General features: G+C 64.4%; 25 protein-coding genes. 12 read left to right on the top strand and 13 right to left on the bottom strand.

Annotation, left to right across the window (positions count from 1 at the left end; all coding sequences use genetic code 11):
• Positions 1 to 42: 42 nt before the first annotated feature.
• A complete protein-coding gene (locus tag L610_RS16710; RefSeq protein ID WP_024847168.1) occupies positions 43 to 477 on the top strand; it encodes a DUF1801 domain-containing protein in 435 nt (144 codons plus the stop codon).
• Positions 474 to 1,760 (top strand): TraB/GumN family protein, encoded by a 1,287-nt coding sequence (locus L610_RS16705; protein ID WP_245263655.1) that lies wholly within the window; start codon positions 474 to 476, stop codon positions 1,758 to 1,760. Before L610_RS16710 ends, L610_RS16705 begins: the two co-directional genes overlap by 4 nt.
• A gap of 49 nt (positions 1,761 to 1,809) precedes the next feature.
• Here the strand turns inward: L610_RS16705 and L610_RS16700 are convergent, their stop codons facing one another.
• From L610_RS16700 to L610_RS16680, 6 genes are all read right to left on the bottom strand, one after another.
• Positions 1,810 to 2,061 (bottom strand): GlsB/YeaQ/YmgE family stress response membrane protein, encoded by a 252-nt coding sequence (locus tag L610_RS16700; protein WP_024847170.1) that lies wholly within the window; start codon positions 2,059 to 2,061, stop codon positions 1,810 to 1,812.
• A 116-nt stretch (positions 2,062 to 2,177) separates the two neighbouring features.
• Positions 2,178 to 3,212: an aspartate-semialdehyde dehydrogenase gene (locus L610_RS16695; RefSeq protein WP_024847171.1), complete on the bottom strand. Its 1,035-nt coding sequence runs from the start codon at positions 3,210 to 3,212 to the stop codon at positions 2,178 to 2,180.
• Positions 3,213 to 3,381: 169 nt separating this feature from the next.
• Positions 3,382 to 3,510, bottom strand: a complete 129-nt coding sequence (locus L610_RS20765; RefSeq protein ID WP_256366561.1) for a hypothetical protein — start codon at positions 3,508 to 3,510, stop codon at positions 3,382 to 3,384.
• Positions 3,511 to 3,594: 84 nt separating this feature from the next.
• On the bottom strand, positions 3,595 to 4,020 hold the full coding sequence (locus L610_RS16690) for an OsmC family protein (protein WP_024847172.1): 426 nt from the start codon (positions 4,018 to 4,020) through the stop codon (positions 3,595 to 3,597).
• A 69-nt stretch (positions 4,021 to 4,089) separates the two neighbouring features.
• Positions 4,090 to 4,548, bottom strand: a complete 459-nt coding sequence (locus L610_RS16685; protein WP_024847173.1) for a YbaK/EbsC family protein — start codon at positions 4,546 to 4,548, stop codon at positions 4,090 to 4,092.
• Between the two features lie 40 nt (positions 4,549 to 4,588).
• Positions 4,589 to 5,833 carry a ubiquinone biosynthesis hydroxylase gene (locus L610_RS16680; RefSeq protein ID WP_024847174.1) on the bottom strand — a complete coding sequence of 415 codons (1,245 nt, stop codon included), beginning with the start codon at positions 5,831 to 5,833 and terminating at the stop codon, positions 4,589 to 4,591.
• 116 nt (positions 5,834 to 5,949) lie between these two features.
• Here L610_RS16680 and tesB point away from each other — a divergent pair, with 116 nt between their 5' ends.
• The 6 genes from tesB (at position 5,950) to L610_RS16650 (ending at position 13,298) form a co-directional block, all read left to right on the top strand.
• Positions 5,950 to 6,825, top strand: coding sequence for an acyl-CoA thioesterase II (gene tesB, locus L610_RS16675; protein ID WP_024847175.1), 876 nt, complete (start codon positions 5,950 to 5,952; stop codon positions 6,823 to 6,825).
• Positions 6,826 to 7,041: 216 nt separating this feature from the next.
• Positions 7,042 to 7,380 (top strand): P-II family nitrogen regulator, encoded by a 339-nt coding sequence (locus tag L610_RS16670; protein WP_024847176.1) that lies wholly within the window; start codon positions 7,042 to 7,044, stop codon positions 7,378 to 7,380.
• A 31-nt stretch (positions 7,381 to 7,411) separates the two neighbouring features.
• On the top strand, positions 7,412 to 8,758 hold the full coding sequence (locus L610_RS16665) for an ammonium transporter (protein WP_144706450.1): 1,347 nt from the start codon (positions 7,412 to 7,414) through the stop codon (positions 8,756 to 8,758).
• Positions 8,759 to 8,959: 201 nt separating this feature from the next.
• Positions 8,960 to 11,611 (top strand): DNA translocase FtsK, encoded by a 2,652-nt coding sequence (locus L610_RS16660; protein ID WP_144706448.1) that lies wholly within the window; start codon positions 8,960 to 8,962, stop codon positions 11,609 to 11,611.
• A gap of 111 nt (positions 11,612 to 11,722) precedes the next feature.
• Positions 11,723 to 12,373, top strand: coding sequence for an outer membrane lipoprotein carrier protein LolA (locus L610_RS16655; RefSeq protein ID WP_051473097.1), 651 nt, complete (start codon positions 11,723 to 11,725; stop codon positions 12,371 to 12,373).
• Between the two features lie 121 nt (positions 12,374 to 12,494).
• Positions 12,495 to 13,298, top strand: coding sequence for an exodeoxyribonuclease III (locus L610_RS16650; RefSeq protein WP_024847180.1), 804 nt, complete (start codon positions 12,495 to 12,497; stop codon positions 13,296 to 13,298).
• Between the two features lie 15 nt (positions 13,299 to 13,313).
• On the opposite strand, the gene L610_RS16645 is transcribed toward L610_RS16650, so the two are convergent.
• Positions 13,314 to 13,769, bottom strand: a complete 456-nt coding sequence (locus L610_RS16645; protein WP_144706446.1) for a cyclic nucleotide-binding domain-containing protein — start codon at positions 13,767 to 13,769, stop codon at positions 13,314 to 13,316.
• Positions 13,770 to 13,882: 113 nt separating this feature from the next.
• A complete protein-coding gene (locus L610_RS16640) occupies positions 13,883 to 14,566 on the bottom strand; it encodes a response regulator transcription factor (RefSeq protein WP_024847182.1) in 684 nt (227 codons plus the stop codon).
• A gap of 108 nt (positions 14,567 to 14,674) precedes the next feature.
• Here L610_RS16640 and L610_RS16635 point away from each other — a divergent pair, with 108 nt between their 5' ends.
• Positions 14,675 to 15,229: a L,D-transpeptidase gene (locus tag L610_RS16635; RefSeq protein ID WP_246659042.1), complete on the top strand. Its 555-nt coding sequence runs from the start codon at positions 14,675 to 14,677 to the stop codon at positions 15,227 to 15,229.
• On the opposite strand, the gene L610_RS16630 is transcribed toward L610_RS16635, so the two are convergent.
• The 5 genes from L610_RS16630 to tsaD form a co-directional block, all read right to left on the bottom strand.
• The gene (locus L610_RS16630; protein WP_144706444.1) at positions 15,221 to 15,859 is read right to left on the bottom strand and encodes a methyltransferase; all 639 of its coding nucleotides are present in this window, start codon (positions 15,857 to 15,859) and stop codon (positions 15,221 to 15,223) included. The two genes, L610_RS16635 and L610_RS16630, sit on opposite strands and share 9 nt — an antisense overlap.
• 420 nt (positions 15,860 to 16,279) lie before the next feature.
• A complete protein-coding gene (locus tag L610_RS16625; RefSeq protein ID WP_024847185.1) occupies positions 16,280 to 16,705 on the bottom strand; it encodes an EVE domain-containing protein in 426 nt (141 codons plus the stop codon).
• Between the two features lie 4 nt (positions 16,706 to 16,709).
• Positions 16,710 to 17,003: a YciI family protein gene (locus tag L610_RS16620; protein WP_144706442.1), complete on the bottom strand. Its 294-nt coding sequence runs from the start codon at positions 17,001 to 17,003 to the stop codon at positions 16,710 to 16,712.
• A complete protein-coding gene (locus L610_RS16615; RefSeq protein ID WP_144706440.1) occupies positions 17,000 to 18,007 on the bottom strand; it encodes an NAD(P)H-dependent glycerol-3-phosphate dehydrogenase in 1,008 nt (335 codons plus the stop codon). The genes L610_RS16620 and L610_RS16615 overlap by 4 nt, the downstream gene beginning before the upstream one ends.
• On the bottom strand, positions 18,004 to 19,095 hold the full coding sequence (gene tsaD / locus L610_RS16610; RefSeq protein WP_144706438.1) for a tRNA (adenosine(37)-N6)-threonylcarbamoyltransferase complex transferase subunit TsaD: 1,092 nt from the start codon (positions 19,093 to 19,095) through the stop codon (positions 18,004 to 18,006). The genes L610_RS16615 and tsaD overlap by 4 nt, the downstream gene beginning before the upstream one ends.
• Before the next feature lie 57 nt (positions 19,096 to 19,152).
• Between tsaD and hemC the strand changes: the two genes are divergently transcribed.
• The 3 genes from hemC to L610_RS16595 all read left to right on the top strand — a co-directional run bounded on the left by hemC (position 19,153) and on the right by L610_RS16595 (position 22,290).
• Positions 19,153 to 20,082: a hydroxymethylbilane synthase gene (gene hemC / locus L610_RS16605; RefSeq protein WP_024847189.1), complete on the top strand. Its 930-nt coding sequence runs from the start codon at positions 19,153 to 19,155 to the stop codon at positions 20,080 to 20,082.
• Positions 20,079 to 20,807, top strand: coding sequence for a uroporphyrinogen-III synthase (locus tag L610_RS16600; protein WP_186441565.1), 729 nt, complete (start codon positions 20,079 to 20,081; stop codon positions 20,805 to 20,807). The genes hemC and L610_RS16600 overlap by 4 nt, the downstream gene beginning before the upstream one ends.
• A gap of 139 nt (positions 20,808 to 20,946) precedes the next feature.
• On the top strand, positions 20,947 to 22,290 hold the full coding sequence (locus L610_RS16595; protein ID WP_186441563.1) for a mitofilin family membrane protein: 1,344 nt from the start codon (positions 20,947 to 20,949) through the stop codon (positions 22,288 to 22,290).
• Position 22,291 lies beyond the last annotated feature (1 nt).

The following is a 22,291-nucleotide window of genomic DNA, read 5'->3' as shown; positions in this document are numbered from 1 at the left end:
TCGCCGCGCTTGCCTGTTGCCCTTGCGGCAGGAGGACAGCGCATGAACGACGAGAAATGGCAAAAGCCGGCCGGACCGCCGGTGCTGCTTTCCGGTGGCAACCCGCAGATCCCGAAAGGCCACGGCAGCGAACCGGTCCAGGCCTATATCGAGGCGATGCCTGGCTGGAAGCAGGCTGTCGGGCGCAGGCTCGACGAGATCATCGCCTGCACTGTGCCCGATGTCGTCAAGGCGGTGAAATGGAACTCGCCCTTCTACGGGATGGAGAAGGATATCTGGTTCCTCAATTTTCATTGCCTCAACAAGTACATCAAGGTCGCGTTCTTCCGCGGCACTTCGCTCGATCCGGTCCCTCCCGTGGGCTCGAAGCATCCTGAAGTGCGCTACCTGCACATCATCGAGGACCAGCAAATCGACGAGAAGCAGTTCGCCGACTGGGTGGCGCAGGCCGCGAAGCTTCCCGGCGAGAAGATGTGAGCCAGCGCTTAACGGTTTTTCACCTTTCGCGACCCTATCTTCGGGCGATGACACGCGCGCGCACCATTGCCGACAGGATAGCCGACCGGCTTCTGCTGCTGATCGGCTCACTTCACCTCTTCTTTCTTGCTCTCTTCTACTTCGCGCTGCTGTTTGCAGCGGCGCAGGCGCAGGCCGAGGAGGCCGACAGCTGCCGCGGCGAGAACATGCTTGCCGCGATGGAGCGGGACAACCCGGCGCAGCTGAAGGAAATCCGGAAGGAGGCAGCCGCGGTCGAGAATGGCGGCGCGCTGCTCTGGCGCATCGGGAAAGAAGGCGTCGAGCCCTCTTATCTCTTCGGCACCATGCATCTTTCCGACCCGCGAGTAACGCAGTTGCCGCCGGCGGCGGAAGCTGCCTATGAGGCGGCAAAAATCGTCGTGATCGAGACGACCGACGTCCTCGACCAGTCGAAAATGACGGCGGCGATGGCGCAGAAGCCGGAGTTGATGATGTTCACCGACGGCACGACGCTGTTCTCGCTGCTTTCGGACGAGGAGCGCACCGCGGTCGAGGAAGCGTTGAAGGCGCGCAAGATCCCGCCGGCGAGCGTTGCGAAGATGAAGCCGTGGATGCTCGCGACGATGGTGGCGACGCCCGCTTGCGAGCTTGCCCGCAAAAGGGCCGGCGCCCCGGTGCTGGATGCCAAGCTCGCGCAGGACGCGATAGCCGCCGGCAAGGAAGTGGGTGGACTGGAATCGGCGATCGACCAACTCGAGGCGATGGCGTCGCTGCCGATGGACTTTCACATGCGCGGCCTTGTCGAGACGCTGGAGCTCGGCGACCGCATCAATGATGTCCTCGAGACGATGGTGCAGCTCTATCTCAACGGCGAAACCTCCGCCTTCTGGCCGTTCTTTCGCGTGGCGCTCCCCGAGCAGAGCGGGCCCGAGGGCGGCTTTGCCGATTTCGAGGAGCGGCTGATCCGCGCGCGCAACCACACCATGGCCGAGAATGCCAGGAACTTCATCGACCGCGGAGCGGCGTTCATTGCGGTGGGCGCGATGCACCTGCCGGGCGAGGACGGCGTCGTCGCACTGCTGCGCGAGGCGGGCTATGCGGTCGAGAAGGTGGAACCAGCGCCGCTCGTCGGCGGCGACAGCGACGAGCATGGCTGCAAGGGATCGGCCGGCTATGCCTGGTGCGCGAAGACCGGCCAGTGCGAGCGGCCGTGGGAACTTGCCCAGTCGCAGGGGTTCGAGAACTCAGCCGAAGGTTTTCGCGCTTTCTGCGAAGGCGAATAAAAAAGGCCGGAGAAGCGTCCGGCCTTTGATTGTCAAAACAGGGTCGTCGTCACCTTCGTACCGCTCGCGCCAGCGCAATGAGTATGCAGGCGCCAATGAAGCCGGCGATCAGGTAGCCGAGCCAGCCGCCAAAGCTGACGCCGAGCAGTCCGAAGAGGAAGCTCGCGACAGCTGCGCCGATAATGCCGAGAACGATGTTCATGAAGATGCCGGTGTCGGACTTCATGAAACTCGAGGCGATCCATCCTGCGAGGCCGCCAATGATGATGGCTGCAATCCAGCCAATTCCTGCGTCGTCCATGATCCTCTCCTTCACTCCCTCACAATTTGAAGGCTCGCGTGCAATGCACGAGTAAGTAGAAGGTTCCGCGCAGGACGATGCGCGGGGCGTATCACCCCGCGCATACGATGAGAAAATTAGGCCGCCTGCTTCTTCGGCGTGATCAGGCCGCGTGCGATCAGCAGCTCGGCGATCTGGACAGCGTTGAGGGCAGCGCCCTTGCGCAGGTTGTCCGAGACGACCCACATGTTGAGGCCGTTCTCGATCGTCGAGTCCTCGCGAATGCGCGAGATGTAGGTGGCGTCGTCACCGGCCGCCTCGACCGGGGTGATGTAGCCGCCATCCTCGCGCTTGTCGATGACCAGGCAGCCCGGCGCCTCACGCAGGATCTCGCGGGCCTCGTCAGCCGTGATCGGGTTCTCGAACTCGATGTTGACGGCTTCTGAGTGACCGATGAAGACCGGCACGCGCACGGCGGTGCAGGTGACCTTGATCTTCGGGTCAAGCATCTTCTTGGTCTCGGCCGTCACCTTCCACTCTTCCTTGGTCGAGCCGTCTTCCATGAAGACGTCGATGTGCGGAATAACGTTGAAAGCGATGCGCTTGGTGAACTTCTTGCGCTCGACCGGATCGGCGACGAAGACCGCGCGGGTCTGCGTGAACAGCTCGTCCATGCCTTCCTTGCCAGCGCCCGAAACCGACTGGTAGGTCGAAACGACAACGCGCTTGATGTTGGCTTTCTCGTGCAGCGGCTTGAGCGCGACGACGAGCTGCGCGGTGGAGCAGTTCGGGTTGGCGATGATATTCTTCTTGGTAAAGCCGTCGACAGCGTCCGGGTTCACTTCAGGCACAATCAGCGGAACATCCTGGTCATAGCGCCAGGCCGACGAGTTATCGATGACAACGCAGCCCTGCGCGCCGATCTTCGGGGCGTATTCCTTGGAGACGTTGCCGCCAGCCGACATCAGGCAGATGTCGGTGTCGGAGAAGTCGTAGGTTGCGAGATCCTTGACCTTCAGGGTCTTGTCGCCATACGACACCTCGGTGCCGACCGAGCGGCGCGAAGCCAGCGCGATGACTTCATCTGCCGGAAAACCGCGCTCTTCGAGGATGTTGAGCATTTCGCGCCCGACATTGCCCGTGGCGCCGGCGACTGCAATCTTGAAACCCATTCCCGTGCTCCTTTTCAGAGCATGAAGCCCGATGCCCAAGGTGCGGCTTGCATGCCCAATCTCTCCGCTTGCTGCGTCTGGAGAGGAATCCCGGCCATCGGATCCCGCCTCCCGACTCTTCACCCCCTTGGCCGGACCCGGGGAGAGAACGAGCGGGCCAAAAGGAGAGTCAGACCGTTTTTGCGGTCGTTTTGGCCGTAGTTTTGGTGGAACGCGCACGAACCGGAGCTTCGCCGGAAACGGAAGAAATCCCGCCGGGGAAGTAAAGCGCCAGATATGCCGAAAGAATGCCGCGCATCGCGTTGGTTCCAGTTCCGCGGGTGCCTATGGCGCATTTTGGCTCCATAGTCAACGTGATGCGCGGGTGCCTCATATCCGAAGGTCAGGCGAGACGTGCGTTCAGCGTGACTTCGATCGCCCCCAAAGCCTTGGAAACCGGGCAACCTTCCTTGGCCTTGTTGGCGAGCTCGGTGAACTTCCCCTGGTCGATCCCCGGCACGGTGCCGACAAGATCGATGGCGCTGCGGGTGATGCCGGTGCCGGGGATGAGCGTGACGGTTGCTTTCGCCTCAAGCTTCTCGGCCGGCGTGCCGTTCTCGGCGAGGAAGTGCGACAGCTGCATGGCAAAGCAGCCGGCATGTGCCGCCGCGATCAGCTCTTCCGGGTTGGTGCCGGTCTCGCCCCGCTCGTCCTCGAAGCGGGCCTTGAACGAATACGGCTTCTGCGACAGGGCTCCGCTCTGGGTGTCGATCGTGCCGGAGCCTTCCTTGAGATTGCCCTGCCAGACGGCCGTTGCGTGTCTGTCCATTCCATACCTCCCATCAGGTTGCGGGGCACAGCGCCCGTGGCAACAAGATAGGGGATGGCGGCGCGGCGTCTACTGGCAGACGTCAACCCATTGCGCGCCGGTGAGCTCCACGATGCGCTCGGGCGCGATGCGCACGGCCGAGTTGGTGGCGCCGGCGGCAGGGACGACGATGTCGAACTGCTTCAGCGAGACGTCGCAATAGACGGGCAGCGGCTGTGGCAGGCCAAACGGGCACACGCCGCCGATCGGATGGCTGGTGAGCTCAACCACCTCTTCCCCGGCCAGCATGCGAGGCTTGGCGGAAAAGGCGTCCTTGAACTTGCGGTTGTCGAGGCGGGCGGTGCCCTTGGCGACCACCAGCATCACTTGCTCGCCCGCGCGCAGACAGATCGTCTTGGCGATCTGGTCGGGCTCTACGCCATGCGCCTCGGCGGCAAGTTCCACGGTGGCGGAGCTTTTTTCGGTGACGATGACTTCGACGTCCGGGGCCTTCTCGGCAAAAAACGCGCGTACGGAATCAAGGCTCATGTGTTGCACCTGAGATCGAAATGAAAAGTGGAAGGAAGGTCTAGATCTGCTCTCCGCGAAGCAGGCGCGGAGCCTGTTCAGACAGGCCGGAGGCCTGCCTGATGAAGAAGTTCTTCAGCTTGGGCAAGCGATCTACGATACCGAGGCCGAAATCGCGCGCGGCGCGGAGCGGCCCGAAATCGTTAGAGAACAGGCGGTTCAGGATGTCGGTGGTCGCGCCCATCTGGAAGGTATCGAAGCGGCGCCAGAGCTGGTAGCGCTCCAGCACGTCGATCGCGCCGATGTCCTGGCCGAGACGATCCGCCTCGACGATCACTTCGGCAAGGGCTGCTGCATCGCGGAAGCCGAGATTGAGGCCCTGGCCGGCAATCGGATGGATGCCGTGTGCGGCATCGCCGGCGAGCGCAAAGCGCGGCTTGACGAAGTCGCGGGCGAGCGTCAGCCCGAACGGGAAGGAACGCGGCTTATCGAGGATGCGGATCTCGCCGAGCTTGTAGCCAAAGCGGGTTTCTAGCTCGGCCTCGAAAACAATCTCGTCTTCCTCAACAAGGCGCTGGGCAGCTTCCGTCCGTTCGTTCCAGACGATCGACGAGCGGTGGCGGCCCTGCTCGTCGTCCGCGAGCGGCAGGATCGCGAATGGACCTGCCGGGAGAAAATGCTCCTCGGCGCGGCCGCCATGCGGGCGCTCGTGCGCGACGGTGCAGACAATGCCGGACTGGCCGTATTCCCAGTGCACGGTGCGGATGCCAGCCATCTCACGCAGGCGCGAGCGCACGCCGTCGGCGGCGACCAGAAGCCTGGTCGAGACAGTGCGGCCGTCGCTGAGATTGACCAGCGTCTCGGCAGGCTTCGTCTCAAAACCTTCGACGCCGACGCCGTCGATCATGGTGATGCCGAGCTCATCCGCGCGCCGGCGCAGCGATGCGGCGAGATCACGGTTGAAGATCATGTAGGCAAAGGGTTCGCCCGGCTCGACCTCGCCGTCGAAGGTAAGGAAGACCGGACGGACCGGATCGGCGGCGCGCGAGTCGGTGATGATCATCTCCGTCATCGCGTGCGCCTTCGGCTCGATCTCCTGCCAGCAGCCAATCGCGTCGAGCATGCGCACGGCAGCAGCGGCGACGGCGACCGAGCGGCCATCCTTCTGCCAGACCCCGGCGGGGGCGGCATCGACGACGGCAATCGCCATGCTCGGGCGGGCCTGCGCGACGGCTGTCGCTATTGCGAGGCCCACATAGCCCGCACCTGCGACGATCATGTCGAAACGGTCCGCGTGTTCTGCCATCGCCCGATTTCCTTCTCCTTGCCTGCAGCCTGGCCCTGCTGCCGACCCTGCGAACTTGACTTGCCCCTCCCATCTAGCAGAAACCCGAGAGGTTTCGCACAGCGGGAATGGCCGTAATGACGCAGTCCTTTGACGAACTCCTGGACATACTCAACCTCGAGCAGCTGGAACACAACCTCTATCGTGGTCGCAGTCCGCAGGTGGGCTGGCAGCGCGTCTTCGGCGGTCAGGTGATCAGCCAGTCGCTGGTCGCGGCGCAGCGCACGGTGGCAGAGGACCGTTTTGTCCACTCGCTGCACTGCTATTTCATGCGCGCGGGTGACCCGTCCTTGCCGATCGTCTACCAGGTCGACCGGCTGCGCGACGGCGGCTCCTTCTCGACCCGCCGGGTAACGGCGATCCAGCACGGCCATGCGATCTTCTCGCTCGAGTGCTCGTTCCACCTCGAGGAGAAGGGCTTTGAGCACCAGATGCCGATGCCGCTCGACGTGCCGCAGCCGGAGGATCTGCGCTCCTATTTTGAGCTGCTTGAGGAAAGCGGCCATGCCATCCCAGAGGCTGTGCGCAAATTTTGGGCACGTGAGCGACCGCTCGAAATCCGGCCGGTCAATGTTGAGCACTACACCAGCAACAAGAAGCTCGAACCGCGCCAGAACGTATGGATGCGGGTCACGGGCGAAGTGCCGGACAACCGCCAGCTGCAATCGGCAATTCTCGCCTATTTGTCGGACATGACGCTGATCGACACGGCAACCTATCCGCACGGCCGCACCGGTTTTGACCCCGCAATCCAGATGGCGAGCCTCGACCATGCTATGTGGTTCCACCGGCCGCACAAGCTGGATGACTGGGTGCTCTATACGCAGGATAGCCCCAATGCGATCGGCTCGCGCGGCCTTGCCCGCGGCTTTCTCTACAGTCGTGATGGGCGCCTGATCGCTTCGACGGCACAGGAAGGGCTGATCCGCGTCCGCGATATGCACAAAAAATAGGCAAAACCGGCTTTTTGCATATTTTGGCGTCTGTGAACGTGGCGGGAAAGTGGCGGCTTTCGGGCCGCCATTTGTTTTTTGCCCACAAATTCAGCGTGTTACCGGTATCATCCGAATTGGCACGCGTCTTGATTCACCCTTTGCACCTCCCGGTTGCCGCCGCAGCCGGAGAAGTACGGCAACGCGGGGACCCGCATTCAGCAAAGGGTGAACTTGATGAAAATCGTGATGGCCATCATCAAGCCGTTCAAGCTCGACGAGGTGCGCGAAGCGCTCACCGCTGTCGGGATCCAGGGCCTGACTGTGACCGAAGTGAAGGGTTACGGTCGACAGAAGGGACACACAGAAATCTATCGCGGTGCCGAGTACGCCGTGTCGTTCCTCCCGAAGATCAAGATCGAAGTCGCCGTCGCCAGCGAGCTGGTCGACAAGGCCGTCGAGGCGATCTCTGGCGCGGCGAAGACCGGCCAGATCGGCGACGGCAAGATCTTTGTCTACGGCATCGACCAGGCAGTCCGCATCCGCACCGGCGAAACCGACACCGACGCGCTCTGAGCGGCACGTTCATCCCATGGAGATTGCAAATATGAAGATTGCAAACCTTTTCTCGCTCGGCCGCGCGGCCCTCGGCGCTTCCGCGCTGAGCGCTGTTTCGGCCCTGCCTGCCTGGGCCCAGGAGGCCGCGGCGGAAGCTGCTGAAGTAGCACCGGCATCGGCGATCGACTCGGGCGACACCGCCTGGATGCTCGTCTCGACCCTTCTGGTCCTGTTCATGATCCTGCCGGGCGTCGCGCTGTTCTACGGCGGCCTCGTCCGTGCCAAGAACATGCTGTCGGTCCTGATGCAGACCACCATGATCACCGCCGCAGTGATCGTCGTCTACGTCCTATGGGGCTACTCCTTCGCCTTCGGCGGCAGCGAGAGCGCCTATTTCGGCGGCTTCGGCAAGCTGTTCCTCGCCGGCATCACGCCGGACACTGAATCCGGCACCATTCCGGAGCTGGTGTTCGTCTGCTTCCAGATGACCTTCGCCTGCATCACCTCCGCGCTCATCATCGGCGGCTTTGCCGAGCGCGTGAAGTTTGGTGCGGTGATCCTGTTCGTCGTGCTCTGGGTCTCGATCGTCTACTTCCCGATCGCCCACATGGCCTGGGACGCCAACGGCCTGTTCTTTGGCTGGGACACCATGGACTTCGCCGGCGGCACGGTCGTTCACATCAACGCCGGTATCGCTGCCCTCGTTGGCGCAATCCTGATCGGCAAGCGTGACGGCTACGGCCGTGACAACATGGCTCCGCACAACCTGCCGCTGACCCTTACCGGTGCCGCGGTCCTGTGGGTGGGCTGGTTCGGCTTCAACGCGGGTTCGGCTCTATCGGCTGGCGGTGGCGCAGGTCTCGCCATGATCAACACCTTCACCGCGACCGCCGGCGCCGTCATTGCCTGGTCGCTGGTTGAGAAGCTCGCTCGCGGCAAGTCCTCGCTGCTGGGTGGCGCTTCGGGTGTGGTCGCCGGTCTCGTCGCCGTCACCCCGGCCGCTGGCTTCGTTGGCCCGGTCGGCGCGATCGTCCTCGGTGCTCTTGGCAGCGTGGTCGCCTACTACTTCGTCGCCGTCGTGAAGCACAAGCTCGGCTACGACGACTCGCTCGACGTCTTCGGCATCCACGGCGTTGCTGGTATCGTTGGCGCCATCGGCACCGCTGTCTTCGCCTCGCCGAGCCTCGGGGGCGTCGGCTACGCCGACGGCATGTCGATGGGAAGCCAGATCTGGACCCAGATCGTTGCCGTCGTGATTACGATCGTCTGGTGCGGTGTCGTCTCCGCGATCCTCTACAAGGTCGTCGACGCGATCATCGGCCTGCGCCCGACCCGCGAAGAAGAGACCCTCGGTCTCGACCTCGCGTCGCACGGCGAAGTCGCCTACCACTCGTAAGATAAAGACTGGCCCCAAAAGAGGGCCGGCAAGAGGGGAACACGAAGGGAGCCCGGAGCAATCCGGGCTCCTTTTTCATTGGGTGTCGCTTCCGTCCGGCTCTGTCCGTCATGGTTAAAGCCGTCTTAACCATCGCCTTCGTAAGTTTGGCGCGAATCCGTGCGCCCTTCGGCGCCAGACCAGACGATACGGGGATCTCACATGCGTTCGAGTGCGGCCGCGCAAATGGCGATCGACGACGGGTACGGCCTCAGAGGCTTTCTCCGCCGGATGGTGACGCGCGCTTCGGGGCTCGGGGCGTTCGTGATGGTCGCCTTCTGCCTGGCGGCGCTGGGGACCTGGAACGTGGCGGACCCGAGCTTCAGCCACGCCACCGACAATCCGATCCAGAACGCGATGGGCTATCCCGGCGCGGTGATCTCGGACATCCTGATGCAGTTCTTCGGGCTTGCGAGCGTCGCGGCGCTGTTGCCGGGTGTCGCCTGGGGCATCTGGCTTGCCTCCGCGCGCCAGGTGCGGCGCATTCCTGTGCGGCTTGCCGCCTGGCTCGCCGGTGCCGCGCTTGCCGCCGGCATGATCGGCTGCGTCGAGGCCCCGCCCACCTGGCCGCTGCCGTCCGGCCTCGGCGGCGTGATCGGCGACCTCGTGCTCGCAATCCCATCCCGCCTCGCCGGTGGTTATCCCAGCGGTGCTGCCGCGATCGTTACTGCATCCGTTCTCTCGCTGCCGACGCTGTGGCTGTTCGCCTTCGCCTGCGCGATCCTTGGCCGCCGCGTTGAGGAGGAGGCTCCTGCTTCTGCCAAGGCTGCACCTCGCAAGGTCGTGGTGCGCCGCGAGGAAGAGGAGATGGAGGTTTATGACGACGAGGAGGACGAAGGCGGCCGCATCCTTGCAGCCTTTGGCGCCGTCACCCACTGGTGGCTGTCGTCCAAGGCGTTCGTCCGCCGCAAGCTGCATCTCGGCGCGCTGCCGCTGCCGCTGCCGCGCCGCGCGCATGACGACGACGATGATGATTTCGACCTGCCGCGCGTTCCGGCCGCCCGCCGTGGCGCCCGCGTAGAACCGGGTTTCGAGACACCGCGCCCGCGAGACTTTGATGAGCCGCCGTTCGACCTCGACGATGATCGCGGCAGCCGCTCCCAGGTTGATTTTGACGACGAGGATGATGATGACTTTGATGACGACGTCATCATCCGGCCGACTCCGGCCGGTGCGCCGGCGCAGGTCCGCCACTACCGATCCGATGCCGCGACCCGCGTCGACATGCCGGCGCCGCGTCCGCAGCCAAGCCCGCGTGCCCAGCGCGAAGCAAGGGTTGGCCCGGGCGGCTCGCATTCCTTCGAGCTGCCGTCGCTGAATTTCCTGTCGGAGGCGCGCAATGTCGCGCGCGATCCGTCACTCTCGCATGACGCATTGGAGCAGAATGCCCGCGTGCTCGAGGGCGTCCTCGAAGACTTCGGCGTCAAGGGCGAGATCATTCACGTGCGCCCCGGTCCGGTCGTAACCCTCTACGAGCTCGAGCCCGCGCCCGGCATCAAGTCCTCACGCGTGATTGGCCTTGCCGACGACATTGCCCGTTCGATGAGCGCCATTGCCTGCCGCGTCGCTGTGGTGCCCGGCCGCAACGCGATCGGCATCGAGCTGCCGAATGCCCGCCGCGAGACGGTCTATCTGCGCGAGCTGCTCGCCAGCCGCGAATTCGAGCAGGCAAAGGCCAAGCTCGCGCTGGCGCTCGGCAAGACCATTGGCGGCGAGGCGGTGATCGCCGACATCACCAAGATGCCGCACCTGCTGGTCGCCGGTACCACCGGCTCGGGCAAGTCGGTAGCGATCAACACCATGATCCTGTCGCTCGTCTACCGGATGCGGCCGGAAGAGTGCCGCCTGATCATGATCGACCCCAAGATGCTGGAGCTCTCGGTCTACGACGGTATTCCGCACCTGCTGACCCCGGTCGTCACCGATCCGAAGAAGGCTGTCGTTGCGCTGAAGTGGACCGTGCGCGAGATGGAAGAGCGCTACCGCAAGATGTCGAAGGTGGGCGTGCGCAACATCGACAGCTTCAACCAGCGCGTCAGCCAGGCACAGCAAAGCGGCGAGCAGATCACTCGCACGGTTCAGACCGGCTTCGACCGGCAAACCGGCGAGGCGATCTACGAGACCGAGCACCTAGACCTCGAGCCGATGCCGTACATCGTCGTCATCATCGACGAGATGGCCGACCTGATGATGGTCGCGGGCAAGGACATCGAGGGCGCGGTGCAGCGCCTCGCCCAGATGGCACGCGCGGCCGGCATCCACGTCATCATGGCGACGCAGCGCCCGTCGGTGGACGTCATCACCGGTACCATCAAGGCAAACTTCCCGACCCGCATCTCTTTCCAGGTCACGTCGAAGATCGACAGCCGCACCATTCTTGGCGAGATGGGCGCCGAGCAGCTTCTCGGCATGGGCGACATGCTCTACATGGCCGGCGGCGGCCGCATCCAGCGCGTCCACGGCCCGTTCGTCTCGGACGAAGAGGTCGAGAAGGTGGTGGCCCACCTCAAGCGCCAGGGTGTGCCGCAATATCTCGACGCCATCACAGAGGACGATGACGACGACGGTGATACCGGCGGCAAGGGCGGCGGTGGCGGCAGCTTCGAGGATTCGGACGACCCGTACGACCAGGCGGTTGCGATTGTGCTGCGTGACGGCAAAGCCTCGACTTCCTATATCCAGCGCAGGCTCGGCATCGGCTACAACCGCGCGGCCTCGATCATCGAGCGGATGGAGCAGGAAGGCATCGTTGGCCCCGCCAACCACGCCGGCAAGCGCGAGATCCTGGTGCCGACGGAAGAAGACAAGTTCTGAGGCCGGAAACCTTTGCCGCGGCCTGCCGTTGAAGAAGCGGCAAGCCGCATTTCGGCCCAACTGGCGGCCTAGTCGAAATTCAGAACGAGAAGACGGAAGGCAACGATCCACATGGCGAACAAGCTGATCTCTCGACGCGCTTTCATCGGTAATGCTGCGCTGGGCATCGGCCTGCTCGCAGCCGGTCAGTTCACTGGCCCGCTGCTTTCCGAGGCACACGCCCAAGGTGCGCAAACCGCGCAGCGGATCGCCGATCACTTCTCCTCCGTGAAGACGATGATGGGCGAGTTCGTCCAGTTCGGCCCCAAAGGCGAACAGACCGGCGGCAAGTTCTACATCGAGCGTCCGGGCAAGGTCCGCTTCGACTATGAGGCGCCGGCAACCTTCCGTGTCACGGCAGACGGCCGCAACGTGCTCCTGCAGAACACCAAGCTGAAGACGATGGACGCGTATCCGCTGTCGCAGACGCCGCTGAAGCTGCTGCTCGACAACAAGATCGATCTGTCAGGCGGCCGCGTGCGGGCGGTGAAGGAAGAGGCGGACCTGACGACGATCCAGCTCGCCGACCGCAACGCCTTCGGCAACGCGACGATCACGATGATGTTCGACCCGTCGAGCTACGAGTTGCGCCAGTGGACCATCACCGACGCGCAGGGCAAGGAAACGACGGTGATGATTTTCAACGTCGAGCAGGGCATGCAGTTCGACCCGTCGGTGTTCCGCATCGACTACGCCGCGATCGACGCCTCTCACGCACGGTAATCGCGCTTTTTCCGGGCTTTCCTGTTGTCAGGGCACGCATGCGCCTGCGTGCCGGGGTTGTTTTCGCGCGCCGCGGCTGGCAGTTTCCGCCCGTCCTGCCGCCTGAACTCCGGATCATCCGATGTCTTTCTCCATTGCCACCTGGAACATCAACTCCGTCCGCCTGCGCATGCCGCTGGTCGAGAAGTTCCTGGCGGAGTACCAGCCTGACGTGCTGTGCCTGCAGGAGACCAAGTGCCCGGACGACCTGTTCCCGTCGAAGGCGTTCCGCAAGGCAGGCTACGAGCACATCGCGATCAGCGGCCAGAAGGGCTACCACGGCGTCGCCACTGTCGCGCGGCGGCCTGTCGAGGTGGTTGACCGCCGCCGCTTCTGCGACATCGACGACTGCCGCCACCTGTCGATTCACGTCGAGGCCGGCGATCGAAAGATCCTGCTGCACAACTTCTACGTTCCGGCCGGCGGCGACGAGCCTGATCCGGAGATCAATCCGAAATTCCGCCACAAGCTCGACTTCGTCGCCGAGATGCACGACGTGACGGCGGTTTCGGGCGAGAATTATTCCTCCGTGCTGGTCGGCGACCTCAACATCGCGCCGCTGGAGCACGACGTGTGGTCGCATAAGCAGCTCCTCAACGTCGTCAGCCATACGCCGATCGAGACCACCAGCTTCGAGGCGATGCGCGAAGCAGGCGGCTGGGTTGACCTGATGCGCCAGGTCGTACCGCCAACCGAGAAGCTCTACACCTGGTGGAGCTACCGCTCGCGCGACTGGGTTGCTTCCAACCGCGGCCGCCGTCTCGACCACATCTGGTCGTCGGCCGACCTGTCGCCGCGCCTTGCCGGCATCGACATCATCACCGAGGCGCGCGGATGGGATCGCCCGTCCGACCACGTGCCGGTGATCGCGCGCTTCGACCTCTAGTCGGGGCGGCCTGCTTCAGTCGGAAAATTTCGGCGCCAGCTTCTCGATCTTCTTCAGGAAGGCCTGCAGGTCCTCGAGCATGCGCCGGTGCAGCTCGACGGCGGTCTCGGGATATTCCTCGAGGATGCGGCGAAACAGGGTGCGGTTGAGACGGATGAGCTCTGCATCGGTTTCTGCGGCGGCATAGGTCATCCGGCGCGTCTGGGTGATCAGTGCAAGTTCGCCGAGAAGGGCGCTTGGACCGACCCGGGCAACCGCGACCGCCTCGCCCTTGTGTTCGCGGTAGAGCACAATCTTGCCCGTAACGACGACATAGGCGCAGTCTGCCGGCGCGTTCTCGCGATAGAGTTCCTGGCCTGCGGACAGGCGCACCTGCTCGGCTCCGAAAGCGAGCAGCCGGAGCTGTTCCGGGCTCAGGTCGCTAAACAGACCCACTCCGGACAGGGTGCGGATGTCGTCGTCAAGGGCCAAATCGAAGTCCCCAGTTGTCCCCCGAATACGCTCGTAACAGGTCCCGACGGGCCAAACACGCCGTCACCGATGCAGGAACTGCTTCAAGTTCTTCGACTGCGTGGGGAAATCAGTCAAGGCACGAGCTTGTAGCCGCCGCTCTCCGTCACAAGAATCTCGGCGTTTGAAGGATCGCGCTCGATCTTTTGGCGTAGGCGGTAGACGTGCGTTTCGAGCGTGTGCGTCGTCACGCCCGAATTGTAGCCCCACACCTCTTCCAGCAGCACGTCGCGCGTCACGACCTTCTGGTCGGCGCGGTAAAGATACTTGATGATCGACGCTTCTTTCTCCGTCAGGCGGATCTTGTTGCCCTTCGGGTCGGTCATCAGCTTCTGGCTGGGCTTGAAGACGTAGGGGCCGACGGTGAAGGTCGCATCCTCGCTCTGCTCGTGCTGACGCAGCTGGGCGCGGATGCGTGCGAGGAGTACCGCGAAGCGGAACGGTTTCGTCACGTAGTCGTTTGCGCCCGCTTCCAGTCCGAGGATGGTGTCGGAGTCGGTGTCGTGGCCGGTCAGCATGATGATCGGCGGCTTGAAGCCGCCCTTGCGAAGAAGCTTCACCGCCTCGCGGCCGTCCATGTCTGGCAGGCCCACGTCCATAATCAGGAGGTCAATGACACCGGAGCGGGCGGTCTGAATGCCCTTGGCCGCCGACTCTTCCTGCAGAACGGAAAATTCTTCGTACAGGGACAGCTGCTCGACGAGCGTGTCGCGCAGGTCCGCATCATCGTCGACGATAAGGATGGTACGTGACGTCATGTCGTGTCCTTGACCAGATTTTATGGCCGAACGACGGCCTTATTGACCATCATGCGGTTTAAGAGGAACTTCCCGCCCTAGAAAGCGTATCACGACGATTTGTTCCCCGTGCAAGCCCCTGCAAAAAAACAGCTTCGCCCCGCCACTGCCATTCTTGCCGTCCGCGCGCGTCCGGGCAGGCCGACGCAGGGGCTACTCAACTGGAATGGCCGGGTTTTTCCGTGCGCGCTCGGCCGCAGCGGCATTCGCGCCATCAAACGGGAAGGGGACGGCGCGACGCCCCTCGGCGAGATGCGCATGCTTTCCGGATACTTCCGCAAGGGCCGCCTGCTGTCGACCAAATCAAAGCTTCCGCGGAAATTGATTCGCCAAAACCACGGCTGGTGCGACGACCCCCTCGACCGCAACTACAACCGGCCCGTGAAGCTGCCCTATCCGAAGAGCGCCGAATGCATGAAGCGGCCCGACCGGCTCTATGATTGTTGCGTCGTGCTCGACTACAACATTCGCCCGCGCCGGCGCGGCATGGGCAGCGCCATCTTCTTTCACATTGCGCGCGACGGCTTCATGCCCACCGAAGGTTGTGTGGCGGTCTATTSGGGSGTGATGAAGCRGCTGCTGCCGCACCTGTCGCGGCAGACGGTCATCAGGGTGTTACGCTAGGCGCCAGACGGTCGTCTGCTTGACCTCGGAATCTTCCAGCACGCGCGTGACCGGCACCTGATAGGTGGCGACCGCCTCGAGCCCCTGTTTGGGCAGGTAGGATCGTCCGGGATCGCCGACGAGGACGGTCGCGCCGCGCTCCTTCAGCTGCGTGAACCAGGGCACGAGCCGGTCTGCGAACTGCTTGTCGTAGAAAACGTCGCCGGCAAGGACGACGTCCCAGTCGCCGTCGGTGCCAATCAGGTCGTCGCCGGTGAAGACCAACGAAACGCCGTTGGCGCTCGCGTTGAGCGAGACCGCGTGGGCCGCGATCGGGTCGATGTCGGCGGCGACCACCTTGCGCGCGCCGGATTTGGCTGCGGCGATGGCGACAAGGCCGGAGCCGGAGGCAAAGTCCAGTACCCGCAGCCCGCGCACCACCTGCGGATTGTCGAGCACGTAGCGGGCAAGTCCCTGCCCGCCTGCCCATGCAAACGCCCAGAACGGCGGCGGCAGCCCGATCTCGCCAAGTTCTTCCTCGGTCCTGTGCCACAGGTCATGCGCCTCATCGGCAAGATGAAGGGCAATCTCCGGCACATGCGGCGGCGCGATGACCGCCGTGTTCTCAAGAATGAAGCTTTGATCGACCATCAGGCATTGTCGTCGGCGAATGTGGGCGGAAGTAAGCCCGGTGGAAGTGCCGCGTCTGCGCGTTGCAGCGGCTTCCTTTCGTTTGAGGGGCCTACCGGGGTGAGATGTGAGTTACCCCCACCCTTACCCTCCCCACAAGGGGGAGGGAGGCGTTGATGCCGGGGCCCTCTTCAGTGATGGGTGATGTCCGTCGCGGAATACTTGCTCAGATTGCGTGCGAAGTTCAGCCTCAGTAGCGCCCAAAGGATTGGACTTCCCCTCTCCGGACCCGGAGCAGATCCCGCTTCCCCAAAATCCCCCTCCCCCTTGTGGGGAGGGGTTAGGGGTGGGGGTAGTTTGATTCACACGGTTCCCGTGAGGCTGTTTCCTCGCGCCGAGATCAAGCCGCCCCATCACCGCCGGTTGCTCGACACACACGCCTCACGGCGCCGGATCGAGCCCCGCCATGCGGCAGACCTCGGCCCATTCCTCCGGCGTCACCGGCTGGACCGACAAGCGCATCGAAGTCACCAGCGACATGTTGGCGAGCTTCGGGTTGGCCTTCACTTCCTTGAGCGAGACCGGCCGCGGCAGGTCGCGCACCGCGCGGATGTCGACGCACTCCCAGCGCGGATCGTCGGTGGTCGAGTCGGGATGCGCCTCGGCGCAGACCTCGACGATGCCGACGGCCTCAAGGCCGATGTTGGAGTGGTAGAAGAAGCCGAGGTCGCCGATCTTCATGGCGCGCATGTTGTTGCGCGCCTGGTAGTTGCGCACACCGTCCCACTGTTCGCCCTTCTCGCCCTTGGCCTTCAGCATCTCGAAGGAAAAGACGTCGGGTTCCGACTTGAACAGCCAGTACGCCATCTGGTCAGGCCTCCGGATTGTTGAAGAGCCAGTTCCAGGCGTGCAGTTCGGTCGACTCGAACAGCCCGGCCTTTGCGTATGGGTCGGCGGCGAGGATCGATTCCGCTTCCTCGCGGCTGGCGACTTCCAGAGCGACCAGGCTGCCGGCCGGCTTGCCGTCGTCGCCAAGCAGCGGGCCGGCGAACTTCAGCTTGCCCGAGGCATTCAGCTTGTTGAGGTATTCCACGTGGGCCGGACGGTTCGACAGGCGGGTGTCGAGGTGTCCGGGCTTGTCCCTGCCGATGAAGGTAAAGATCATTTCGCTCGTCCTGTGTCGTTATCGGTTTCGCTCTTCAGCGGCCGCGCCATCAGCGCCGCGACCGCCTCGCCGATCGTGCTCCTGCCGGAAAGGATGGCGTCGACCGCTGAGATGATCGGCGCCTCGACGTGCTTTTCACGCGCAAGCCGCGCGGCGATCCCGGCGGTCGCCACGCCCTCGGCCAGCTTAAGGCCGTCGCGATTGTCGCCCCGGCCGAGCGCGACGCCATAGGCAAAATTGCGCGACTGCTCGGAGCCGCAGGTCAGGATCAGGTCGCCGAGGCCGGACAGGCCCATCAGCGTTTCTGGCTCGGCGCCGAACGCCGCGCCGACGCGGCGCAGTTCGACGAAGCCGCGCGTGACCATGGCTGCCTGGGCGCTGGCACCAAGGCCAGCGCCGGCAACGGCGCCCGCCGCGATGGCGAGCACATTTTTGAGCGCGCCGCCAACCTCGACGCCGGTGAGGTCCGTGCTCGAATAGCAGCGGAAGGAGCGCGAGGAAAACAGCGCCGCCAGCCCCGAGGCGAGGGCCGCATCAGTGGAGGCAACGGTGACGGCCGTCGGCAGGCCGCGGGCGACGTCGGTGGCGAAGCTCGGGCCGGAAAGGGCCGCGATCGGCGTTTCCGGCAGGATCTCGGCTGCGATCTCCGACAGGAGCTTTCCGGTGCCGCGCTCGATTCCCTTGGCGCAAAGGACGAGCGGCACGCCCTTCGGCAGCGACGAGATCTCGATCAGCACACTGCGCATGGTCTGCGCCGGGACGACGGCAAGGACGCAATCGGCGGCGGAAAGCGCGGCGGCAAGGTCTGCCGTTGCCTTGAGCCTGTCGTCGAGGCCAATGCCGGGAAGGTAGCGCGGGTTCTCTCGGCGCTCGTTGATCGAGGCGACACTTTCGCGGTCGCGCGCCCACAGCGTCGTGTCATGGCCGGCGCGGAGCGAGGTGAGGGCAAGTGCCGTACCCCATGCGCCACCGCCCAGAACCGTGATCCGCGACTTGTGTGTCATGCCTTGGCTCCCCGCTTGCCCGAACCGATCATCGGGCTCGCGCTCTCATCGAGCGGCCAGCGCGAGCGCGGGGCGAACAACATGCCCTCCTCGCCGCTTGCAAGACCTGCGCGCATCCGCTCGAGCCCGGCCCAGGCAATCATAGCCGCATTGTCGGTGCAAAGCGCGATCGGCGGTGCGACGAGGCGCATGTCATGCGCCGCGCAGAGGCGGTCGAGCGTGGCGCGGATCGCCTTGTTGGCGGCAACGCCACCGGCGACGACCAAGGCGGGCGTCGCGGCATTGGGGTACACCTCGCGGAAGCGGGCTAGGCTCTTGCCGACGCGTTCTTCCAGCGTCTCGGTGATGGCGCGCTGGAACGAGGCGCAGATGTCGGCGACGTCCTGATCGGACAAAGGCGCGATGGCGGTGGCGACCTGCCGCACGGCAGTCTTCAGGCCGGAGAAGGAGAAGTCGAGTCGCGCCTCGCCGCGCAGCGGGCGCGGGAAGCTGAAGCGGGCAGCGTCACCCGACTGCGCCGCCTTTTCGACATTCGGGCCGCCGGGGTAGGGCAGGCCAACGAGCTTTGCCGTCTTGTCGAAGGCTTCGCCCAGCGCATCGTCGATCGTGGTCGCCCACCGTTCATAGTCGCCGACGCCACGCACGAGGATGACCTGCGTGTGGCCGCCGGAGACCAGCAGCAGCAGGTAGGGAAACTCGACCCCGTCGGTGAGGCGCGCGGTCAGCGCATGACCTTCCAGATGATTCACGGGAAACAGCGGCTTGCCGGACGCCGCGGCAATTGCCTTGGCCGTCATCAGGCCGACGATCAGCCCGCCGATGAGGCCAGGGCCCGCGGTGGCGGCAATGCCGTCAAGCTCGCCGAGGTCGACGCCGGCTTCGCTAAGAGCAGCTTCCACGATGCCGTCGAGCGCCTCGACATGAGCGCGGGCGGCGATTTCGGGTACCACGCCGCCAAAAGCCGCATGGTCCTCGATCTGGCTGAGGACTACATTCGACAGGATTCTGGGCGTGCCGGCGTCATCAAGCGCGACCACCGAGGCAGCCGTCTCGTCGCAACTGGTCTCGATGCCGAGCATGCGTAACATTGCTGTGCCGGTTATTCCCCGTTAGGACTGGCACGCACGTATCATGGACGAGCCAGCATGCAAACTTATGAGTTGAGGATCGGGACACGAGGCAGCGCGCTCGCGCTGGCGCAGGCGCACGAGACGCGCGCCCGGCTGATGGCGGCGCACAACCTGCCCGAGGAAGCGTTCGAGATCGTGGTGATCTCGACCAGCGGCGACCGGATCCTCGACCGTCCGCTCGCCGAGGCCGGCGGCAAGGGGCTGTTCACGAAGGAAATCGAGGAGGCACTGCTCGACAACCGCATCGACATCGCGGTGCATTCCTCGAAGGACATGCCGACGCAGCTGCCGGACGGGCTGGAGCTTTCCGCCTTCCTCGAACGCGAGGATGTCCGCGACGGTTTTATTGGCCGCGATAGCCCGACGCTGGAGGAGCTGCCGCATGGCGCGGTGGTCGGTTCGTCGTCGCTGCGGCGCCAGGCGCTGATCCGCCGCCTGCGTCCCGACATCGAGGTCGTGATGTTCCGCGGCAATGTGCAGACGCGCTTGCGCAAGCTGGATGAGGGACAGGTTGCCGGAACGCTGCTGGCCAACGCCGGTCTTCGCCGTCTCGGGCTTTCGGACATCATCACCGAACTCTTGCCGGTGGAGAAATTTCCGCCTGCGCCGGGGCAGGGCGCCATCGGCATTGAAAGCCGCATTGGCGACGAGCGGGTGAAGGCACTGCTTGCGCCAATCAGCCATGCCGCAACGGGCGCGGCGCTTTCCTGCGAGCGCGCGTTCCTTGCCTCGCTCGACGGCTCCTGCCGCACGCCGCTTGCCGGCTATGCGCAGGTTGAAGGCGACCGCATCGACTTCCGCGGCATGATTCTGACGCCGGACGGCGGCCAGGTGTACGAAATCGGCGCCGAGGGCAGCGTGGCGGAAGCCGCCGCACTTGGCGCGGACGCCGGCGCGCGGATCCGCGACAAGGCTGGCGCGAAATTCTTCGAAGGCTGGTCTTGAGGAAGCGGGTTCTCGTAACCCGCCCCGAACCCGGCGCGAGCGCCACCGCCGCGCGGCTCAAGGCGCTGGGCTTCGCGCCCATCGTCCTGCCGCTGACCAGGATCGTGCCGGTTGAGCCGAAACTGCCGGCCCCGCCGGGTGTCTATGACGCCGTCATTGTCACCAGCCCCAATGCCGTTCGGCACATACCGGCGAAACTCATCGATGCATTCCACACCCGGCCGCTCTATGCGGTTGGGGAGGCGACCGGATCTGAGGCAAGGAAGTCTGGCTTCACGAATGTGCGCATAGCAGGCGGAACAGCCGTGCAGCTTGCCGATCTAATTAGCAAGGAGCTGCCCGCCGGTTCGCACCTCCTGCACCTCGCGGCAGTACAGCGGACGAAGGGATTTGCCGATGCGCTGGACGCGTGCGGCATTCGTCTCGACGTCGCCGAAGTGTATTCGGCAGAAGAAGTCAGTTACCCAACTGACTTTGTTTTGAATGCGATTGCGCAAGGAGAAGTGTGGGGCGCGCCGGTGCTGTCGGAGCGTGCTGGCCAGCTGCTTGCCGGGCTAACAGCCCGTGAAGGTATATGGCAAGCATTTGAAAAGACGACGTTCTTCTGCATCTCGCAAAAAGTCGCGACGGCGTTTTTCGGCGTTGATGCCAAGCGCATCTTCGTAAGCGCGGCGCCTTCCGAAGAAAGCGTTCTTGAACTTCTTCTTACCCATTCGGGAGGGTGACCACCGCGTTGCCCTTTTCACGATCTAGCGAGCGGCCTAGATCAGGAAGAAACGGTTATCGTGAACCGTCATGAGCTGAAGGACTGCCGGCATGGTGAAGACGCCCCGAACCCGACACTCAAAATCCAGCCGGGAGCCTGTGACGATCGACCTTTCGCCTGACGAGGTCTCGCGTCTGGACGAGGAGCGGAAGGCAGCAGAAGCAGAAGCTTCTCCCGTCGATCAGCCAGCCGAAACGGACGCACCTACCCAGCCGGCAGAGGCCGTCGACGCGTCCGAGACACCGGCCGAGCCTTTTGAGCCGGAGGCGACTACAGAAAAACCGGTTCGCGACGTGCCCGAGGGCGAATCACCCTACAGCACGGCATCCTCAAGTTCCTTCGGCCGCAGCGAATCGGTGCGATCGCCGGGGGCCGCGAAGCGCGGCTCTAGCGGCTCGCTGCTTGCAGGCGTCGCAGGCGGCGTGATCGCGCTGGCGATTGCCGGCGGCCTGCACTTCGCGGGACTGCTCCCCGGCAGCCGCAGCGTCCTTGAGGACCACAGCCCGGCCATCGCCTCGCTGGAGGAACAGGTGGCCGCGCTGCGCCAGCAAGTTGCATCCGCTCCGTCGGGCGGGGCCGATACGTCCGCACTCGAAGCACGCCTGCAGGAGGCCGAACAGCGCCTCGCCACCGTCACCGAGCAGGTCGAGGGGCTGCGCCAGGAAGTTGCGTCTGCGGCGCAGACGGCCGGTGATGCGGGCACCATCGATCTCACGCCGGTTGAGGAGCGCCTGACGAACCTTGAAAACGCGATCCGGGAACTGCGGGAAAACCCGGCAACCGATGAAGCAGCGCTTGGGGAGATGAGCAACGATGTTGCCTCGCTGCGCGAGCTAGTCACGAATGTGCAGAATGCGCAGTCGCAGCTGACCGGACGCCTCGAAGGTCTTGAAACCCGTATCAGCGAGTTCGCTTCGCGCCTCGACGAACAGGCGGATGCGCCGTCGACCGCGATGGTCATCGCCGTCTCGGCGCTGAAGGCTGCGGTTGACCGCGGCGTGCCGTTCAAGGCTGAGCTCGACACCATTGCAGCGCTGACGCCGGATGCGGCCGAACTAGACGGCCTCCGCCCCTACGCGCAGAACGGCGTGGCGACGCTTGCGCAGCTCGCGGCGGAAGCTGATGCAGCCGCCAATGCCATGATCGCCGCCGAGCGTCCGGTCGATCCCGATGCGGGCATCGCCGACAAGCTGTGGCAGAGCGCGATGGGGCTGGTGCAGGTCCGTCCCGTCGGCATGGTTGAGGGCGACGGTGTGCCGGAGATCGCGGCGCGCATTGACGCCGCCGTCGAGGCCGGGAACCTCGAGCGTGCGCTGACCGAATACGAAAATTTGCCGGACGCCGCGAAGGAAGCGGGCAAGCCGTTCATCGAGAAGGTGCGGGCGCGCCGCGAAGTCGACCAGCTTGTCGACCAGGCTTTGGCCGCCGCGCTGAGGAGCTAAC

This window comes from Aminobacter sp. J44 (assembly GCF_007829415.1).
In the GTDB taxonomy this organism is placed as follows: domain Bacteria; phylum Pseudomonadota; class Alphaproteobacteria; order Rhizobiales; family Rhizobiaceae; genus Aerobium.
Note: the sequence above shows the minus strand (reverse complement) of the source record. Positions and strands in the feature narration are given on the sequence as shown.

Excerpts from the sequence above, each read along its gene's own strand:
- L610_RS16710 (WP_024847168.1), top strand. The coding sequence starts at position 43 with ATGAACGACGAGAAATGGCAAAAGCCGGCCGGACCGCCGGTGCTGCTT.
- L610_RS16700 (WP_024847170.1), bottom strand. The coding sequence starts at position 2,061 with ATGGACGACGCAGGAATTGGCTGGATTGCAGCCATCATCATTGGCGGC.
- L610_RS16695 (WP_024847171.1), bottom strand. The coding sequence starts at position 3,212 with ATGGGTTTCAAGATTGCAGTCGCCGGCGCCACGGGCAATGTCGGGCGC.
- L610_RS20765 (WP_256366561.1), bottom strand. The coding sequence starts at position 3,510 with ATGCGCGGCATTCTTTCGGCATATCTGGCGCTTTACTTCCCCGGCGGG.
- L610_RS16690 (WP_024847172.1), bottom strand. The coding sequence starts at position 4,020 with ATGGACAGACACGCAACGGCCGTCTGGCAGGGCAATCTCAAGGAAGGC.
- L610_RS16685 (WP_024847173.1), bottom strand. The coding sequence starts at position 4,548 with ATGAGCCTTGATTCCGTACGCGCGTTTTTTGCCGAGAAGGCCCCGGAC.
- L610_RS16680 (WP_024847174.1), bottom strand. The coding sequence starts at position 5,833 with ATGGCAGAACACGCGGACCGTTTCGACATGATCGTCGCAGGTGCGGGC.
- tesB (WP_024847175.1), top strand. The coding sequence starts at position 5,950 with ATGACGCAGTCCTTTGACGAACTCCTGGACATACTCAACCTCGAGCAG.
- L610_RS16670 (WP_024847176.1), top strand. The coding sequence starts at position 7,042 with ATGAAAATCGTGATGGCCATCATCAAGCCGTTCAAGCTCGACGAGGTG.
- L610_RS16665 (WP_144706450.1), top strand. The coding sequence starts at position 7,412 with ATGAAGATTGCAAACCTTTTCTCGCTCGGCCGCGCGGCCCTCGGCGCT.
- L610_RS16660 (WP_144706448.1), top strand. The coding sequence starts at position 8,960 with ATGCGTTCGAGTGCGGCCGCGCAAATGGCGATCGACGACGGGTACGGC.
- L610_RS16655 (WP_051473097.1), top strand. The coding sequence starts at position 11,723 with ATGGCGAACAAGCTGATCTCTCGACGCGCTTTCATCGGTAATGCTGCG.
- L610_RS16650 (WP_024847180.1), top strand. The coding sequence starts at position 12,495 with ATGTCTTTCTCCATTGCCACCTGGAACATCAACTCCGTCCGCCTGCGC.
- L610_RS16640 (WP_024847182.1), bottom strand. The coding sequence starts at position 14,566 with ATGACGTCACGTACCATCCTTATCGTCGACGATGATGCGGACCTGCGC.
- L610_RS16630 (WP_144706444.1), bottom strand. The coding sequence starts at position 15,859 with ATGGTCGATCAAAGCTTCATTCTTGAGAACACGGCGGTCATCGCGCCG.
- L610_RS16625 (WP_024847185.1), bottom strand. The coding sequence starts at position 16,705 with ATGGCGTACTGGCTGTTCAAGTCGGAACCCGACGTCTTTTCCTTCGAG.
- L610_RS16620 (WP_144706442.1), bottom strand. The coding sequence starts at position 17,003 with ATGATCTTTACCTTCATCGGCAGGGACAAGCCCGGACACCTCGACACC.
- L610_RS16615 (WP_144706440.1), bottom strand. The coding sequence starts at position 18,007 with ATGACACACAAGTCGCGGATCACGGTTCTGGGCGGTGGCGCATGGGGT.
- tsaD (WP_144706438.1), bottom strand. The coding sequence starts at position 19,095 with ATGTTACGCATGCTCGGCATCGAGACCAGTTGCGACGAGACGGCTGCC.
- hemC (WP_024847189.1), top strand. The coding sequence starts at position 19,153 with ATGCAAACTTATGAGTTGAGGATCGGGACACGAGGCAGCGCGCTCGCG.